This is a genomic window from Sporosarcina psychrophila, assembly GCF_001590685.1.
Classification (GTDB): domain Bacteria; phylum Bacillota; class Bacilli; order Bacillales_A; family Planococcaceae; genus Sporosarcina; species Sporosarcina psychrophila.
In genome coordinates this window covers 1,763,993-1,781,125 of the sequence record NZ_CP014616.1, presented here as the reverse complement: position 1 = coordinate 1,781,125, position 17,133 = coordinate 1,763,993, and the positions used below count along the sequence as shown (strand labels likewise).

The following is a 17,133-nucleotide window of genomic DNA, read 5'->3' as shown; positions in this document are numbered from 1 at the left end:
GGGATGCCTCCCGCCCTAAGCCAGACAGCTTCGCCATCAGTCTTAGGGCTTCGGCTACCCCTTGTCAGGCGCCTTCGCTTAGTTTATATAGTTTTTAGTAGTTCAATATATAGATGCATTCAAAACGCTAAAAGCATGCAAAAGTGAAATGCCTTAAATCGTTGAAATCACTCACCGATTCCTTCTGATTTTATTACTTCATCCACTTTAGCCATTAATGCTTCTTCATCCTCACCATCAGCGATGATTTTAATGTCGGCTCCAGCTGAAATTCCCAGTGACATAACACCCATAATCGATTTCAAGTTCACTGTCTTTTCCATGTATGCAAGTTTCACATCTGACGTAAATGGTGTCACCGCTGAAACTAATACGGATGATGGACGGGCGTGAAGGCCCTCGTTGCTAGTAACTTTGTAATTTTTCTTAATCATTTTAAACTCTCCCTTTTAATAGATTAGTCGAATCAAGTTAAAACTTAATTCGCTTGCCATAAGTAGCAATCATTTGCTCATTATGTGCTGAGCTTCCATCCAAATTTGCGCTTTTAAATATTGGAGGTTCTATCCCACTTTCAATCATCATACCAATCACACGACTGAATGTCGCATGAAGAAGCATATTCCCAATGACGCCAGAAGCCGGTGCATAAGGTGTTCCCTCCGATAGCAGAAGCCCATCCCCAACCGTTACATGCGTATTCAAAACTGCTTCCGCAACATCTTCAAGTCTATTTCCTGAATGGTGTTTAGATGGCTGTTCAGACGCATTGTAGTAAAGAGACTGGAGAGAAACAACATAAGCCCCGGACTCTTTTGCAATATACGCCACATCTATTGGTACCACATTTCGTCCAGAAGTTGAAATAATAATGACTACATCTTCAGAACGAATGTCTAGCTGACCCGCAAATGTTTGGGTAAATTCAGGGTCTTTTTCATTCGTAGATGCCTGTGAAGCCCCATTATGAAGCATCAAAGTCTCGACAATAATTGGTCGTACTGGTACTAAACCGCCCGCACGGAAAAACGGCTCCTCCGCTATTAAGTGAGAATGACCTGAGCCGAATAACTGAACAATACCACCACGCGAAAGGCGTTTCATTATCTCTGCTGCAATCTTTTCAACAGATCGCTGTTCTTCTCGAATAACTTTTTTCATCAATGATTCGATTTCCTTGAAATACGCATTCATTCAATCATCTCCGAATCTCGCTGATAAATTTATAACGATCTGCCCGATATGTACTTCGAACAATTTCAATCGGAACATCGTTCGTTAAATAACTGATTCGTTCTATCAACAAAACTGCTGAAGGCATAAAAATTTGAAGGAACTCTGCATCTTCCTTTTTCACTAACACAGCTTCCATGCGTTGCGAGGCATGGCTAATTATTAGCCGTTTATCCTTCTCTATAAACGAATACAGTGATCCTTCTATGTCATTCAATTCAAGATTTGGGACGAGCTTAACAGGAAGATATGACCTTTCGATCGCCATCGGTTTGTCGTCCGCATACCTAATTCGCTTAACGACGAATACTTCTTCATCTTTAGCCAACTGTAACTCATGCATAATATCTATTTCAGGTATCATTTTCTCAAAACTAATAAGTTTGTTACTAGGTTTCATCCCACGTGACAGCATATCTTCCGTAAAGCTTGTAAGACCACTAAGAGGCTGTTCAATCTTGGGTGTCGCCACATATGTTCCGCGCCCCTTTTCACGATAAAGGAGCCCCTCATTTACTAGATTCGTTATGGATTGGCGGACAGTCATGCGACTTACGTCAAACGTATCCGTCAGTTCACGTTCGGAAGGGATTGCCTCTCCAATTACAAAATCCCCTTGCAGAATTTGATTTTTCAAATAGTCCTCGATCTGGACGTACATGGGTATCGGTGACTGTTTATCTAACATAATACTCACTTCCCTTATGATTTAACCAGTTCATATGCATCCCTATCAACAATAAGTGTAACATTATCGTGATTCCATAAAATTGATGCTGGAAAACTTTCAGTCACATCTTTATTTAATAATGTTCTCACAGCTTCTGCTTTATCTTTTCCGGATGCCAGTAAAATAATTTCCTTACTTTTTAATATCGATTTGATACCCGTTGTAATCGCATGTGTTGGAACTTCATCAATGGAAGTAAAGAAGCGTGCGTTACTTTCTCGGGTAGATGCAACAAGTTCAACGACATGTGTCAGACTGTTTGAATCCGTTCCCGGTTCGTTAAAGCCGATATGCCCATTTCTTCCTATCCCCAATACCTGCAGATCAATCGGCCCTACGCTATCAATTACTTGTTCATAACGCAGACATTCTTCTGCTGAATCAGATGTCCCATCCGGAATATACGTATTTCCAATTACAATGTCAATCTTATCAAATAAGTTTTCAGTCATAAATGTGCGGTAACTTTCCGGATGCCCTTTATCTAGACCTAGGTATTCATCTAGATTAATCGTGCACACATTTTTATACGATATCCCACGTAATTTAACACCTTCAACTAATCGTTCATAAAGCCCTAGTGGCGTTGATCCTGTTGCAAGTCCAAGCACCGAGTGATCATTTCCAAGAATTTGTGCTTCTACCAATTGTGCGGCCTTTACGCTTACTTCATCATAATTAGCACATATGACTACCTTCATCCCATTACCTCCTTAGTATAAGCAATTTCCCCCCTACAAATAGTCATCTGGACATTCCACTCCCCATCGATGATGGTAAGATCCGCATCTTTTCCAGGCTCAATCCTGCCTTTATTGGATAGGCCAAGTTGTTCGGCAGCATTTGTTGAGGTCATTGCAACTAATTCAGCTAATGAACAATTTGTAATAGCCTTCATATTCTGCGCCGCTTGTTCCATCGTTAATATGCTTCCTGCAAGCGTTCCATCGCGAAGCCGCGCATCTTTGTGTGATACTTCTACATCTTGGCCTCCTAAATCATAAATGCCAGGTGGAAGCCCTTTCGCACGCATTGCATCCGTAATAAGAATAATTCGATTGGAAGTCTTTTGACGATAAGCGAGTTCAACCGATTTCGGATGACTATGAATGCAATCGACGATAATTTCAACGAGAAGTGAATCCTCTAAAAAAGCAGCTCCAACAACCCCTGGTTCCCTATGATGAAACGGGCTCATTTGGTTATATAAATGAGTCACATGAGTAGCACCCTCCTCAACCGCATTACGAACGATATCCGATGTTGCATCCGTATGTCCAATAGATGCAATCACACCACTCGTCGTTACCTTTTCAATGAAAGCAAGACCGTTTTCCACCTCAGGAGCAACAGTTACAATTTTAATGCGGTTACCACTCAGCTCTTGCCATTGTTCAAAAAGGGCAAAAGACGGTGTTGTAATATGCTCAACCGGTTGTGCACCCGCTCGTATAGCTGAAATAAAAGGCCCTTCCAAATGAACCCCCAACATTTCAGCTTGCCTTTCATCCGCATTGAATAAACCCGCATTGCGTAACGCCCCTGCTATCGCTTCATCCGACTGCGTCATTGTTGTTGCTAAAAAACTCGTCGTCCCTTCACGGGGAAGCGCGCTCGCCAAACCATTTAATGCTTCCGGCGTCGCATCCATTACATCAAAACCTGAAGAACCGTGAATGTGAATGTCAATAAAACCAGGCACAACAATCCAATCCTTACCCGCCGCATCGATTCGTATATCTGCAACTTTATTTATAGAAGTAGCGATTTCTATAATTTCGCCATTTTCTATATAAATGTCTCCCGATATACCATCCTTTGTTGCATTGGCAATTGTAATATTTGAAATCAACAATGTCTTCATCAAATTCCTCATCCCTTTTGAATATCCTGTAAAAATAGAAATAAATTCCATTCAAATCCGCCGCTTACAGCGCCTTCGCTGGTTTATATAGGTATTATTTGTTCAACATGTCTAGTATTCTTAATTTTCACTATACACTCAATCGGTATAGTTGTCTATACCAGTTTATAATCTAATAAAATAAATTATATGTACTCACTAGAAAAAATATCCCTAAAGAAATTGTTCTTCTTACAACAAAAAAGTAGTACAGACCAATCACTTAGTCTGCACTACTTTTTTCATATTTATCCCCCAATACCTTCTAGATATGTTAAACAAATGAATACGGCGTATGCGCTTTACAAGGGATTTTAGGAGGCCACTGAAAAATCCCTAGTAATTGGAATGAATTAGTATTACCACTAATACCGCTTCGACGCTTTGTGGATGCCTCCCGCGATAAGCCAGAAAGGAAACCACTTGGGAGGGATTGAACTGCATCCCTCCTTAGTCTTATCGCTTCGGCTACCACGAAGATGCGCCTGCGCTGGATGGTCTATGTGAGAAAGAGCATTTCATTAGCTGTGATGAAAACTGCAATCTGGAATGTGTCTTTCTTGAATAGAATTAGTAGCAAAAAATAAACACATTATAATCTTGGCATATACATCTCAAAATCATATTTCTCTCGATAATGAATATCCTAGCGCAGGCGCGGCAAAGGGGTCGCCGAAGCGCTAAGCGTTCTACAATCCACACCCCGAATTACACCTCTCTTATTATTGAGCGCCACGGCAGATTCAATAGGATTCTTTAATTCAACATATATAGGTTATTTCTCTTACAACATTCCTTATAAAGTCACATCTCAATTGTTCCATTTTTTGTGGTAATAATAAATTGTCATCAGAACGATGAATTCCGATATTGGTATAGCGAGCCAGACACCTGTTAATCCAAATAGTCGTGGCATGATGGCGAGCAAGATTAGCAAAACAACAATTTCCCTTGCTGCAGTAATCCACGTTGCCATTCGGATCTGTCCGATGGATTGATAATACGTCATCATGACAAAGTTTGTGCCCATAAAAAGATAGGCGATAAAGAACAGTTTAATACCCGGAACCGCAATTTTCATTACTTCTTCTGGAAAATCGCCGAACAAACTTGCAATTGGAGCGGCTGCAAATTGGCCGACAAGCAGAAAGAAGATGCCGGCCCCGAGTGCTGTCCCAATAGCCATACGAACAGTCTTTTTCATCTTGATTTCGCTACCTGCCCCACGGTAATAGCTAATCAGCGGTTGAATCGCCGCACCCATACCTAAAAATAACAGCAACATAACACTGTGAACATAATTCAATATCGTAAATGCAGACACGCCTGCGGTTCCAGCGAGGTATTCAAACGTAATATTATGCGAGATTGTAAAGACCGAAAATCCAACTTCCGCAAGAAAACTCGGAAATCCAATCACTAATATTAATAGAAAAAGCTTTCGATTGAACTTAAAGCGAACAAAACGCAAATTACTTTTCTTTCTGAAAAAATGCGTGCTCAATATGACAAGCCCCACAAATGCACCAATGACCGTTGCCGCTGCAGCACCCTCTACACCATAATCAAGTATGAATAAAAACACATAATTCAATCCGATATTGACGACTGCCGTAGCAACAAGTGCAATCATTGATAAGTTCGGTCCACCGTCATTTCGCACCAAAATACTGAATGCATTTTCAACAGTGAAGATGAATCCAAATAGCAACATGACCTTCATATAACCTGCAGTGTACTGAAATGTGTCGGCATTCGCGCCCAATAAATACGCAAGTTCCGTCCTAAAAACAAAGGCAGTAAGCCCGACAATCAGCGTTAAAATAAATATAGAGACAATGGCATGTGAAAAAATAACACGCGCCTTATCAGGTCGTTTAGCTCCCATCATTGCGGAATAACGGGTCGCTGCACCAATTCCAATCCACAGTGACATCGCGACAAAAACCGTATAAACTGGCGCTGCAATCCCTACCCCGGCAAGGGCGACTGGACCTAAGCGATTGCCTACCATAATTCCGTCGATCACAATATTGACAGCCATCAGTAGCATCCCAATCATCGACGGGATTAAATACCTTAAAAAAGATTTCCCAACAGATTCCGTATCTAAGCGATTTACTACTTGTTCCTTTTTCATTACCAATTCAATTCCTTATCTTTTGTCGTTCCATAAAACACGGAAACGATTTTAGTTTTTATAGTTTCGTCAGTCAAAAAAATAGACTGGCAGTTAAAATGCCAGTAAGCTCACCTTATTTTTCCTTCACCATACCTGTCAATAACACATCCACAATCGCCCCGTACGCTTCCGTAACAGAAATACTATGTTCTAAAAAAAATTGTCGGTCGAGCGTTGCATTCGAAGCTTCAATAATCAATTTCATCAGCAGATCGATATTTCGATCCACAATAATACCTGTTCGGATCCCTTCTTCAAGAAGACCCTTTAAATCATCCCACTGATGCAACTCACGGTTCACCCGTTCCCACTGTACAGGGTAAGTCCGTTTTAATTGGTTCAGAATCCGGAGATCGTAAAACTCATTGTATTTTGGCATGACGACAATCGCCTTACGGATTTTTTCTAACAGCGTAAGTTCTGGATTGTCAATTATACGCCGTGTTTGTTCATCGAACTCAACGAGCGTCATATCTATAATTGAGTCAAGGATATCTACCTTAGATGAAAAATTTTCATATAACGTCCGCTTGCTAATTCCAAGACGCTTTGCCAAATCATCCATCGTGAACTTAATGCCATTATTTCGCGTTTCTTCAATAAATGCATTTCTGATTCTTGTTTTCAATTTTCGACCTCCCCAGAAACTAATAATCCGTTTGTAGTTTTACCAGTTTCATTATACAACCTCTGTGAGATGAATGTCTACAGAGTTAAGTAGGTCAAGTTCTAAACGATAAACCAAAAAACATTATAAACTTTTCACCATTAGCTTTTCATTATTACTATCCACTTCACCATTGAACTTAAAGCCAAATTTCTGATACAAGTGAAGTGCTCCTTGATTATCGGCAATGATGCTTAAATAGATTTCATTGCAACTATATTCTTGTTCTAACCGTTGAATTAATGCGCTTAACATAATGCTTCCTAATCCAAGACCTTGATATTTAGAATCGATTAAAAACCGATCCAGCCACACTCGTCCATTTATTCCTTCATCAGGAAAAAATCCATACATAGCAAAACCAACTAAATTCTTTTCCCAATAAAGCCCTACTGGTTGAAAGTTGCTGCATACCTTTGCCTCATCTAAACATTGTTGCGGCGTTTCAATAAAAGACTGTTGTTCTTCATTAATACGCAGTTTTAGAATATCGTTTATATTGTCTTTTGTAACTTCATTTATAATTACTGTCATCATTTTTCCTTTCATATTTAAAGACTAGATTTATATAAGAATATACAACTAATAATGGCCGTCTAACACTTTAACATCTATATATGTTGAACAAATGAATACGGCGTATACGCTTTACATGGGCATTTGGAAGGCCACTGAAAAAGTCCCAATACTTAGAACTAATTAGAATTCCCCCAATACCGCTTGGACGCTTTGTGGATGCCTCCCGCGATAAGCCAGAAAGAAGACCGCTTTCAGTCTTATCGCTCCGGCTACCACGAAGTCGCGCCTTCGCTGGATGGTCTATGTGAGAAAGAGCATTTCATTATCTGCGATGAAATCTGCAACCTGAAGTGTGTCTTTCTTGAATAGAATTAGTAGCAAAAATAATCACCTTACAATCTCGGCATATACATCTCAAAATCACATTTCTCTCGATAATGAACAACCTAGCGCAGGCGTGGCAAAGGCATCCCCAAAGCGCCAAGCGTTCTACTATCCACACCCCGAATTAAGAGGAAACTGAAAAAGTTCTTTTATATAGTAAGAACTAGTTGATTGTAGTGAAGAGCGGCGACTCCAGCGGGAACAGCGCGAGCTGAAGACCCCGCAGGAACGCAGTGACGAGGAGGCTGAAGCCGTGCCCGCGGAAAGCGTCCGCTCGGAACGGAAATCAACGGGATTGAAGGATATCGTACTTTTTCAGTGCCCCCCGAATTACAACTCTCTCCTTATTGAGCGCCATAGTAGATTCAATGGGATTCTTTAATTCAACGTATATAGTATTCTGTATTGCCTGTCACAGCATTATTAACGATTCGATCTCTTCTAATGCTCACATTCATTATCTTAGCAATATAGCTTTCGTCGAAATAAAAATTCCATTGAACTCGAGGTGGCGCCTTCATTCAGTTTATTTAGGTATTCATGTGTTCAACATATATACCAACCTTTTTCACACTCTAAATTCATAACTGATGCAAATGTAGGAGATAAATCTTCTTCCCTAATTTTTAATATGCTCGATTCCTTCTTTAAATGCATTTAAATTTCTTGTTTTCAACTTCAACTATCAAGAAAACTAAAAAACCCATTTTAGTTTTCTTGGTTTTATTGTACACCATCTGTGTGATGAATGTCTATCGAGTTAGATTGAAATGATAAAATGACAATAATAGTAGAAATAAAATAAACGTCACACCTGAGGAAAAACCCCATGCGTGACGTTATTTATTTCATAATAGTGTCAGTAATGAACCACCGATAGCTCCTGTAACTACAATAATCCAAGGTGGAAGCTTCCAAAAGGCAAGCATACTAAACAATAGGGCAGCTAAAGCAAAATCAATAGGCGCTAAAATGGAACTCGTCCAAATAGGAAAATAAAAAGCGGCTATTAATATCCCTATAACTGCTGCATTTACGCCCATGATGGCTCCTTTAATTTTAGGATTGCTTCGTAAACTATCCCAAAAAGGGAGTGCACCGAGAATAAGCAGGAATGCAGGTAGGAATACTGCAAACGTAGCTACTAAACCACCTTGCCAGCCCTTCATTACCGTTCCTAAATAAGCTGCAAATGTAAATAAAGGGCCTGGTACTGCTTGTGTAGCACCATAACCAGCTAAGAATGATTCTTCGCTTATCCATCCAGTTGGTACAAATTCCTGTTCTAGTAAAGGTAAGACGACATGACCGCCACCAAAAACTAAAGCACCTGACCGATAAAAACTATCGAACATAGCTACCCAGTAGGATCCAGTTACTTCCCTGATTACGGGTAACAAAAAGAGTAACCCGAAAAATAGCAGTAAACAGATCACTGAAACACTCTTAGCGATTGGAAATTGCGAACTCACTTCATCATTTTCTTTGTGTTGCTTGAACAGAATGAACCCCAAAAATGCAGCGATTACAATGACGCCTACTTGAGCAAAAGCTGTTTGCAAAAAAAGAGTACCTATTAGTGCGAATAGAGCAATGGATTTCCTTGTTAAATCCGGTGTCAAATTTTTAGCCATTCCGATAATAGCATGCGCAACTACCGCCACTGCTACAATTTTCAAGCCATGTATCCATCCAGCATTTCCGACGTCACCCCCTGTGAGCAACAAGGCAAATAAAATAAGTGCAATAACTGAAGGCATTGTGAACCCAATGAAGGATATAATTCCACCCAAAACGCCCGCCCGCATAACACCTATACCAATACCTACTTGACTACTAGCTGGGCCAGGTAAGAACTGAGCTAAAGCAACTAAATCTGCATAGCTTTTTTCATCCATCCATTTTCTTCTTCGTACATATTCTTCATGAAAATACCCCAAATGAGCTGTTGGCCCACCAAAGGAGGTCAATCCAAGTCGTGTTGAAACTAAAAATAGTTCCAAAAGTGATTTTAATCCCCTATTTGATTTAGCTTTTTTCATATTGACTCCTCTTAATACTTTATCTTCTATGCCACTATTCCCTTAATATCGATATTGTTTTGCAACAAGATAAATATACCATTTCAAATAATACATTCAAGATGTAATCAAGAAGCTTTACATACTCTTAACATGTTTTCACGATTAATGTCCGCTATTTTCTTTTCCTGCGATTAACACCATCCAGATACGACACGATACCGACCACTGAAAAGGACGGACTTTCTTGTTTGAATTAGTCCGGAATGCCTCTTACTGTTTATTGGTCGATAAAGTTAACCATTTCAACTCTCAAAAAACCATTATACCCCATTAATTAACCTCCAAAATAAATAGTATCCCTTAACATAGGGATACTATTATCAGTTTTAAATTGGCGTTATTGTCTCTCTACTCCATGCTTTGCACATTTGTAATAGCAGCTACCCGTATTATTTCTGTACCGAGCGGATTCTTTAATTCAATGCACAGCTCCCTCAAATCGATGTCTTCAACTATCCCGTGATGTTGAATAATTCGTCCACTATCCCAGGTTTTAATTAGCGTTTCACATTGCCTCTTATACGCTAATTCAAGCTCTTCTTGAATCGATTGAAGATCCCACTCGTTTAGTTCCGGTCTTTCAGTGTAATTATCCTGATCCATCCATTTTCGTAACTCCCTTACATGCTCCGACAGCATCATCGCTGTCCATTTAATATTTCCTCGGTCCCTAATCATAGTACAACTCCTATCCCTGATGACCGCCAACTAATGTAGATCTCTTAATAGATGTCCCTGCATTTGTGAGTGATACCGCCCTTAATATAGCGTTATCCCCATAACGAGTACGAATAGTATCCATTGTTGTACCTAGCTTCCGTACTTGCCATTTTTTCGTATCAAATAAACTTAATTGCATTGAACGCTCATCTTCTAACTTCGTAATCGAAACGGTGACTTGCCGCACGGCTTGATTGCCATGATTTTCATTCAACAATTCTTTGCAAACGTTATAAATTTTCATTGTGTCGTTTGTGGCTTCCACAATAGTACGAGAACGACGAAATCCACCTCCAAAAGCATTTTTACTATATCCGATACCGAGCGATATAGTGCGTCCGGCCTTGTATTCTTCCCTTACTCTTCTGGCGATATCCTCGCACATCTCTAACAAGACCACGTTTACTTCTTCCCGCAAATTATAATCTCGCATAAGTATTTGACTCTTCCCATAGCTAACCTGGCCTTCAAGAATTGGTGCACCCATCTTGGAGAGGTCTATTCCCCACGCATGATGGAATAACTGATTGCCCATTACTCCAAACTTTTTTTCAAGCCTTTGTAAATCGGCATTGGCCAAATCACCAACTGAAAATATCCCCATATTGTTTAAATTTTTTTCCGTTTGACGACCAATCCCCCACATTTCACTTAATGGAGAAATTGGCCATAATTTCCCCGCTACATCCTCAAAGGTCCATTTCGCAAAGCCTGTATCCTTTGCCTCTAGATCTAGTGCAAGCTTTGCCATTAACATATTCGGTCCCATGCCGACAGTTGAAGGTAAGCCTAGCGTCGCAACTATTTCCTGTTGAATAACTTTAACAGTTTGCACTGGGTCGCCCCACAACTTTTCGGTTCCAGTTAGATCAATAAAGCTTTCATCTACACTGTAGACATGAATCGCTTCAGCCGGAACGTATTTATGAAGTAGGCATGTAATAGCCATCGACATTTCTAGAAAATAACTCATTTTTGGATTGAATAGCCTAATGTCAGGATGTTGTGGAATTTCGTACAAACGAGAACCTGTTTTAACACGAAATCTTTTTTTCATTGGAGGCGATGCCGCGAGCACAACAGACCCTTTTCTTTCAAGATTCCCAACGACCGCAATCGGCACCTTTTGTACATCTAAGCTATACCACGAAGCCATACAACTAGCATAAAAACTCACCATATCAATACAGGCGATGTGCCGATTTGGAAACTTACCGTAGTCAATCATACAACAATCCGCTCTCTTGGAGTAACGGGAACGAGTGCAAGGATAGTGTCGATTTTAAATGTACAATCGGATTTTCGTGAATAGCAATTGGCCCTAAATGAGACATCACCTACTTGTAGTATTTTAATGCTTCGCTTGCCTATCGCATCGTCTTTCACCGCGGATATCATATCTGAGACGTGATTCCATTCCATTGACTTAACCAACTCGACACGCACACTCGTTCCCTCCTCTTTCAGTCATCATATAGAATACACGTTCGTATTGCAATGAAAAATAAACACTTAGCAAGAGTTACCAAAAATGGTCTCTCGCTAAGTGTTGGACACCCGATTTACTTCGATGTTACTTGATACACATCTTTAAATGAATGAAATCCATCGAAAATCACCGTACTATCTAGGTTGTGTTCATTTACAGCGATTGGTGTTAGTAGTACGGAAGGAACTTCGATTTTCCCATTATTAACTTTTTGTTCAGCAGATACTTTCTCACCTTTTGCCATCGCAACCGCTAATTTCGCCATTTCCTGTGTAAGCATCTTGATTGGTTTATAGACTGTCATCGTTTGTGTTCCAGTAACAATTCGCTGCACTCCTGCCAAATCCGCATCCTGTCCGGCAACTGGTACTTGACCTGCTAGTCCAACAGCCGAAAGTGCTTGAATAACACCACCTGCCGTGGCATCATTCGCAGCAATTACCGCATCAATCTGCTTGTTCGTTGTCCGAAGAGCTTCTTCCATATTGGCTTGTGCATTCACTGGAGTCCAATCCTTCGTCCACTGATCATAGACAATCTTAATATCACCTCGTTCAATATAGGGACGCAGCACATTGAACACACCTTTTTTCAATAAATGTGCATTGTTATCGGTAATCGCACCACCAATAAAGACGTAATTCCCCTTCGGTACGAGAGCAGTGATGGCTTTCGCCTGCATTTCGCCCACTTGTTCATTATCAAAAGAAACGTATAGATCGAGATCCGCATTTTTGACGAGTCTATCATAGGCAATTACTTGGATATCTGCAAGATGCGCCTTGTGAACAATCGCGGCTGTTGCCTCAGCATTATGTGGGACAATTACCAAAAGGTCGATCCCGCTTTGAATGAGCGCCTCTGCCTGTGAAATTTGAAGCGCATCATCTCCATTCGCAGCGACAATCTCGATTTCTGCTCCTAATGCTTCAACGGCTTCTTTAAACAAATCACGGTCTCTCAGCCATCGTTCTTCAAGTAGTGTGTCCATCGAAAATCCAATACGGATTGGACTGTCGATTGCACTAAAAGGTATCGTTTCTTCTAACTCAACGGTCTCCAATGTCTGCTTTGGTATAGCTATACAAGTAACTAGTATCAAAATCATTCCCAAAAGCCATACGATTATAGCCTTTCGTTTCATCTACTTGCCCCCTATCAGACTTCGACTTTTTTACTCATTAACGTTTTCCGGTACTCCTTCGGGGACACTCCACACATTTTCTTGAACACCTTACTGAAATAATTCGGCTCATGATAACCGACCTCAAACGTAATTTCTTTTAGGCTTCGCTCTGGATCATTCAATAGCTTCTTTGCTTTTTCAATTCGGCACTCCGTCAGAAAATCGATGTAGTTAATGCCCAACTTCTCTTTGAACATTTTACTAATATAAATCGGGCTTAAATCGACTTTTTGCGCGAGAATGTTCAGTGAAATATCTTTATGTGAATGCTCACTGATAAATTGTTTAATTTGATGTATCTTATCAGCCTCTACTCGTTCGTAATGTGCCTCATAGGCAGCATTCATCCGTTCGAGTAGCAGGAGCGTCTCCGTACGCAATTGTCGGTAGTCCTGTGCTTGAAACGAAAAAAATGGGGCATTCGCTTCCATTCCCATTTCATCCATCACTCTGTTCGCAATCCAAAGCAACTCAAGCATTCGCTGTTGCGTGTAAATTAGGGAATTCCCCTCATTCTCATGCTGTTGTATCAAATCCAATATCCCGGAGCGAATGGACACCCAGTCCCCTAAACGAATTTGGTCAAAAAAGTCTTTCTGCTGCTGCTTGATAACCTGATTATCTGTCTCTAAACTGAGCACTGGAGCGTCAGCATAAAACCGACTCTTGACCGCTAGCGTTGTATCCATAGTCGCAATAAGCGCTTCTTGGTACGACTGACGAATCTCGTCTAATGGTTCGCAAACCTGACCAATCCCAATAAACCAGTCTAAGCTCATTTGTTCCTTAGCCAACGATAAAATCGCTTTGGCTAATGTCATTGCTTGCGAACGAAAGGATTTCACTGGATCACGAAACACAATGATCGGCAGCTGCCGTCCATATAACGCACCTACCCAAGCATTTCCCGCTTCACGCACCTTTTCCTTAATCCTCACATAATAGTGTTCTGCTCCCTCTGGCAACAACACTACTACTACAAACTTTTCATGAGTAGAGCGAATATCTAGCATCTCGACGAGCATATCGATATGAACTTCATGAACATGATCAAATAATAGCTGTGTCACGATATCTGTTTCCACTAATGTCAACGCCTTTTGCCACTTTTCATGCTGCATTTGGCTCGTAGCCTCTGCAATACGTTCTAGCCTGCATTCCTCTAATACTCTCCCTACCGTTGCAACAATCTCACTTGCTCTACTGGGTTTCAGTAAGTAATCCTTCACACCGAGCTTGAGCGCTTGTCTCGCATAATCGAACATATCAAAGGCCGTCACCATAACAAATTTGATAGTAGAATGCTTATCTTGAATCTTTTCTAAGGCTTCAAGTCCTGTCATACCAGGCATCTTAATATCCATTAAGACCAAATCTGGTTGAATTGTATCTGCTAATTCTATTGCTACTTCCCCATTTCTTGCTTGGTAAATGGAAAGTTCAGGGAACGCTTTTTGTAAGATTGCCTGCATCCCTTCTCGCTCAATCGGTTCATCATCAACGATTAGAAGCTTCATCATCATTTCCCTCTTCCCTGGCCCTTGGAATTTGTATGACCACCTTTGTCCCCCGACCTTCTCTACTTTCAATCGTGACCAAATCCTCTATTCCATAGAATAAATGCAATCTTTTCACCACATTTTGAAAGCCTATTCCTGTAGAATGTCCTTCGATTGGTATAATGTGCCCCTTCAGCAACTGCTCCACTTTCTTTGGGGACATCCCTTGCCCACTATCCTCGATTTCAATGATGACCCATGGACCGTCATTCTTAATCCTAAACCAAATAACGCCTCCATCCTGCTCCGGCTCAATAGCATGAATTACCGCATTTTCAATGATGGGTTGAAGGGTTAGTCCCGGAATTTTTACATCTAAGCAAGATTCGTTGATGTCAGATTTAAATTGTAAGCGATCCGTAAAACGAGCCTTTTGGATTTCCATATACTGATTCAAAACGACTACTTCTTCATACACCGTCACAGAGCGGTCAATCCGCTTCAAATTATAACGTAGCAAGCCGGCTACACTGACTATAAGATCGCTCGTCTCCTCCGCACCATCTAAATACGCCTTTTTCGACAATGTGTTTAATGTGTTGAATAAAAAATGTGGATTTATCTGGTTCTGCAAGCTTCTAAATTGACTCTCCTTCAATAACAACTTACTTTGCTGAAGCTCATGCTCGAGCTGTGCCTTTTGTTGAATTTCTACTATTAAATCATTAATGTTTACACGCATCTCATCAAAGGTCTTTGCTAAAAAGGCTATCTCATCATTAGACTTCACTTCAATCTGTTCATTAAAACTACCTTGAGACAATGCGTTAGCGGCCTTCGTGAGCTGATGAATCGGCCGCGTAATACTAAGTGAAAACCAGTAGATAGCCAAAAGTAACACAGCAGTAATCAATAGCAACAGCCAGATTCCTAGCTTTTTCAACTCCTCCGATTGCTTGATAATACCTCGATAAAACCGATTAGAGGTCTTCAGCTCTCGGTCTAAAATCGTTAAGGTCATTTCAGATATGTACATAGAAATACGGTTTGCTTCATTAAATTCGTTCGTCGACCCTTCCATTTCTTGCTCCTCTGAAAACATAATGGAGCGATTCGTCGTCTCAATAAGACTATCGATTAAATGAATATAGTTGGTTATTGAAAATGCATTTTCCACATTCCGCAACTCCGCTACATCCTGTTGTACCTCCTCAATAACGGCTACGCTTTTCTCTATCTGTTGCTTATGATTAGCTGTTGGGTCAAGTAAATAGTTATTTAAGTTGGTAATTATTTGCTGACTTGCTGTTGTTACTTCATTCATCCGCAAATAGCGTTGTAAAATATCATTGGATTTTTCCTGAGTTTTCTGATTATAAGATGTAAGCGTCAACCAAATAATTCCCATTATCAGCAACACAACGGAAACGAGTATCCAAATCTTTTTTTGAATCGTCATCATAGTTCTTCACCTTCCGCGTCAACCATGCGCGTTTCAGTGAGGTAACCATTTGAATCGAGCGGGACGGTCTCGCCAGAAATCCACTCCATCAACCGCTCAACACTCTCGCTGCCCATCGCTTCTGGCTTTTGCTCCAAAATTCCATCGATCTTGCCTTGCTCTAAGAGGGCAGTTAATCCAACGCCGTCATCGAAGGTATAAATATAATACGGCTCTACTTGAGTACGTCTTCCGATCTCTTGAATCATTGGACCTGTATAATTTGCATTGATGGCTATAAATGCAGTGACTCGCGGTACTTCATTCATCAGCTGTTGCGTCGTTGTCATTACTTGTTCCTTTGCATCTGCCGTTCCTTTAACAATCATTTCGATGTCTGGATAGCCACCCAATACATTCTGGATACCAGCTAAACGTTCTTTTTGATAATATGCTTGCTCTTGATCACCAAGTATAATCACTTCTCCTGTGGTGCCCATTTCTTTTATCAATTGACGAGCAACCATTTGTCCTGCCCCAAATTGATCTGAACCAACATATGTTTTTCGCAAGCTCTCTTCCACTGGTACATCATTAGCGATGGTAATGATAGGAATCCCATAAAAAGCCGCCTTAACCTTTGTCAGTTCTTTAAATTCTTCATTATCTAGCCCCTGAACGATAATACCATTCACCTTAGAATGAATCGCAATCTCCATTGTCTTCAAAAAATCATCTTGGTTATTTCCATAGCTTCCCCACACTTCAAGCTGAACATTTTCTTCTTGTGCCTGCTTCAATGCCCCTTGGCCAACCTTATTCCAAAATGGAGTATCAAGCTCTTGGGTAATGAGCACGAGACGAATAGATTCCGGGGAAATGGGGAGGTTAGCTGGCCTATCACTAGTTAAACGATACGCTTTAGTTGCGGATACAATAGTCAAATAGCTAAAAATCATAATGAGTGCGACAAGTATTAAAACAACTTTTTTCCGCATATCCCTTCCCCTTTCCTAAAGCTTGTTTCTTTCATCTTATCAACCTGTCTAGGAATTAACAATGTCTTACAAAACGACATCAGGCACCCTACAAATAG

16 protein-coding genes are annotated in these 17,133 nt (G+C 40.6%); all 16 read right to left on the bottom strand.

Going from position 1 to position 17,133, the window contains the following annotated elements; genetic code table 11:
* Positions 1-167: 167 nt before the first annotated feature.
* The 16 genes from AZE41_RS08525 to AZE41_RS08450 all read right to left on the bottom strand — a co-directional run bounded on the left by AZE41_RS08525 (position 168) and on the right by AZE41_RS08450 (position 17,035).
* Complete coding sequence (locus AZE41_RS08525) at positions 168-434, bottom strand: phosphocarrier protein HPr (protein ID WP_067208049.1); 267 nt, start codon at positions 432-434, stop codon at positions 168-170.
* A 37-nt stretch (positions 435-471) separates the two neighbouring features.
* Positions 472-1,194, bottom strand: coding sequence for a sugar isomerase domain-containing protein (locus tag AZE41_RS08520; protein WP_067208047.1), 723 nt, complete (start codon positions 1,192-1,194; stop codon positions 472-474).
* A gap of 4 nt (positions 1,195-1,198) precedes the next feature.
* Positions 1,199-1,921 carry a GntR family transcriptional regulator gene (locus AZE41_RS08515; protein WP_067208044.1) on the bottom strand — a complete coding sequence of 241 codons (723 nt, stop codon included), beginning with the start codon at positions 1,919-1,921 and terminating at the stop codon, positions 1,199-1,201.
* Between the two features lie 14 nt (positions 1,922-1,935).
* On the bottom strand, positions 1,936-2,664 hold the full coding sequence (nagB, locus tag AZE41_RS08510) for a glucosamine-6-phosphate deaminase (RefSeq protein WP_067208041.1): 729 nt from the start codon (positions 2,662-2,664) through the stop codon (positions 1,936-1,938).
* Positions 2,661-3,830 (bottom strand): N-acetylglucosamine-6-phosphate deacetylase, encoded by a 1,170-nt coding sequence (gene nagA / locus AZE41_RS08505; RefSeq protein ID WP_156475996.1) that lies wholly within the window; start codon positions 3,828-3,830, stop codon positions 2,661-2,663. Before nagA ends, nagB begins: the two co-directional genes overlap by 4 nt.
* An 847-nt stretch (positions 3,831-4,677) precedes the next feature.
* The gene (locus AZE41_RS08500; RefSeq protein ID WP_067208038.1) at positions 4,678-6,006 is read right to left on the bottom strand and encodes an MATE family efflux transporter; all 1,329 of its coding nucleotides are present in this window, start codon (positions 6,004-6,006) and stop codon (positions 4,678-4,680) included.
* A 115-nt stretch (positions 6,007-6,121) separates the two neighbouring features.
* Positions 6,122-6,676 (bottom strand): TetR/AcrR family transcriptional regulator, encoded by a 555-nt coding sequence (locus tag AZE41_RS08495; RefSeq protein WP_067208035.1) that lies wholly within the window; start codon positions 6,674-6,676, stop codon positions 6,122-6,124.
* Between the two features lie 123 nt (positions 6,677-6,799).
* Positions 6,800-7,249 carry a GNAT family N-acetyltransferase gene (locus tag AZE41_RS08490; RefSeq protein WP_067208032.1) on the bottom strand — a complete coding sequence of 150 codons (450 nt, stop codon included), beginning with the start codon at positions 7,247-7,249 and terminating at the stop codon, positions 6,800-6,802.
* A 1,217-nt stretch (positions 7,250-8,466) separates the two neighbouring features.
* Complete coding sequence (gene chrA, locus AZE41_RS08485) at positions 8,467-9,660, bottom strand: chromate efflux transporter (protein WP_067208029.1); 1,194 nt, start codon at positions 9,658-9,660, stop codon at positions 8,467-8,469.
* A gap of 390 nt (positions 9,661-10,050) precedes the next feature.
* Positions 10,051-10,380, bottom strand: coding sequence for a YolD-like family protein (locus tag AZE41_RS08480; RefSeq protein ID WP_067208026.1), 330 nt, complete (start codon positions 10,378-10,380; stop codon positions 10,051-10,053).
* 10 nt (positions 10,381-10,390) lie between these two features.
* On the bottom strand, positions 10,391-11,650 hold the full coding sequence (locus AZE41_RS08475) for a Y-family DNA polymerase (RefSeq protein ID WP_067208023.1): 1,260 nt from the start codon (positions 11,648-11,650) through the stop codon (positions 10,391-10,393).
* Positions 11,647-11,868, bottom strand: a complete 222-nt coding sequence (locus tag AZE41_RS08470; RefSeq protein ID WP_067208021.1) for a transcriptional regulator — start codon at positions 11,866-11,868, stop codon at positions 11,647-11,649. Before AZE41_RS08470 ends, AZE41_RS08475 begins: the two co-directional genes overlap by 4 nt.
* Before the next feature lie 116 nt (positions 11,869-11,984).
* On the bottom strand, positions 11,985-13,055 hold the full coding sequence (xylF, locus tag AZE41_RS08465) for a D-xylose ABC transporter substrate-binding protein (RefSeq protein WP_067208018.1): 1,071 nt from the start codon (positions 13,053-13,055) through the stop codon (positions 11,985-11,987).
* A gap of 14 nt (positions 13,056-13,069) precedes the next feature.
* Complete coding sequence (locus AZE41_RS08460) at positions 13,070-14,617, bottom strand: response regulator (protein ID WP_067208015.1); 1,548 nt, start codon at positions 14,615-14,617, stop codon at positions 13,070-13,072.
* On the bottom strand, positions 14,595-16,058 hold the full coding sequence (locus tag AZE41_RS08455) for a sensor histidine kinase (protein WP_067208013.1): 1,464 nt from the start codon (positions 16,056-16,058) through the stop codon (positions 14,595-14,597). The genes AZE41_RS08460 and AZE41_RS08455 overlap by 23 nt, the downstream gene beginning before the upstream one ends.
* Positions 16,055-17,035, bottom strand: a complete 981-nt coding sequence (locus tag AZE41_RS08450; protein WP_067208010.1) for a substrate-binding domain-containing protein — start codon at positions 17,033-17,035, stop codon at positions 16,055-16,057. Before AZE41_RS08450 ends, AZE41_RS08455 begins: the two co-directional genes overlap by 4 nt.
* Between the last annotated feature and the right edge of the window lie 98 nt (positions 17,036-17,133).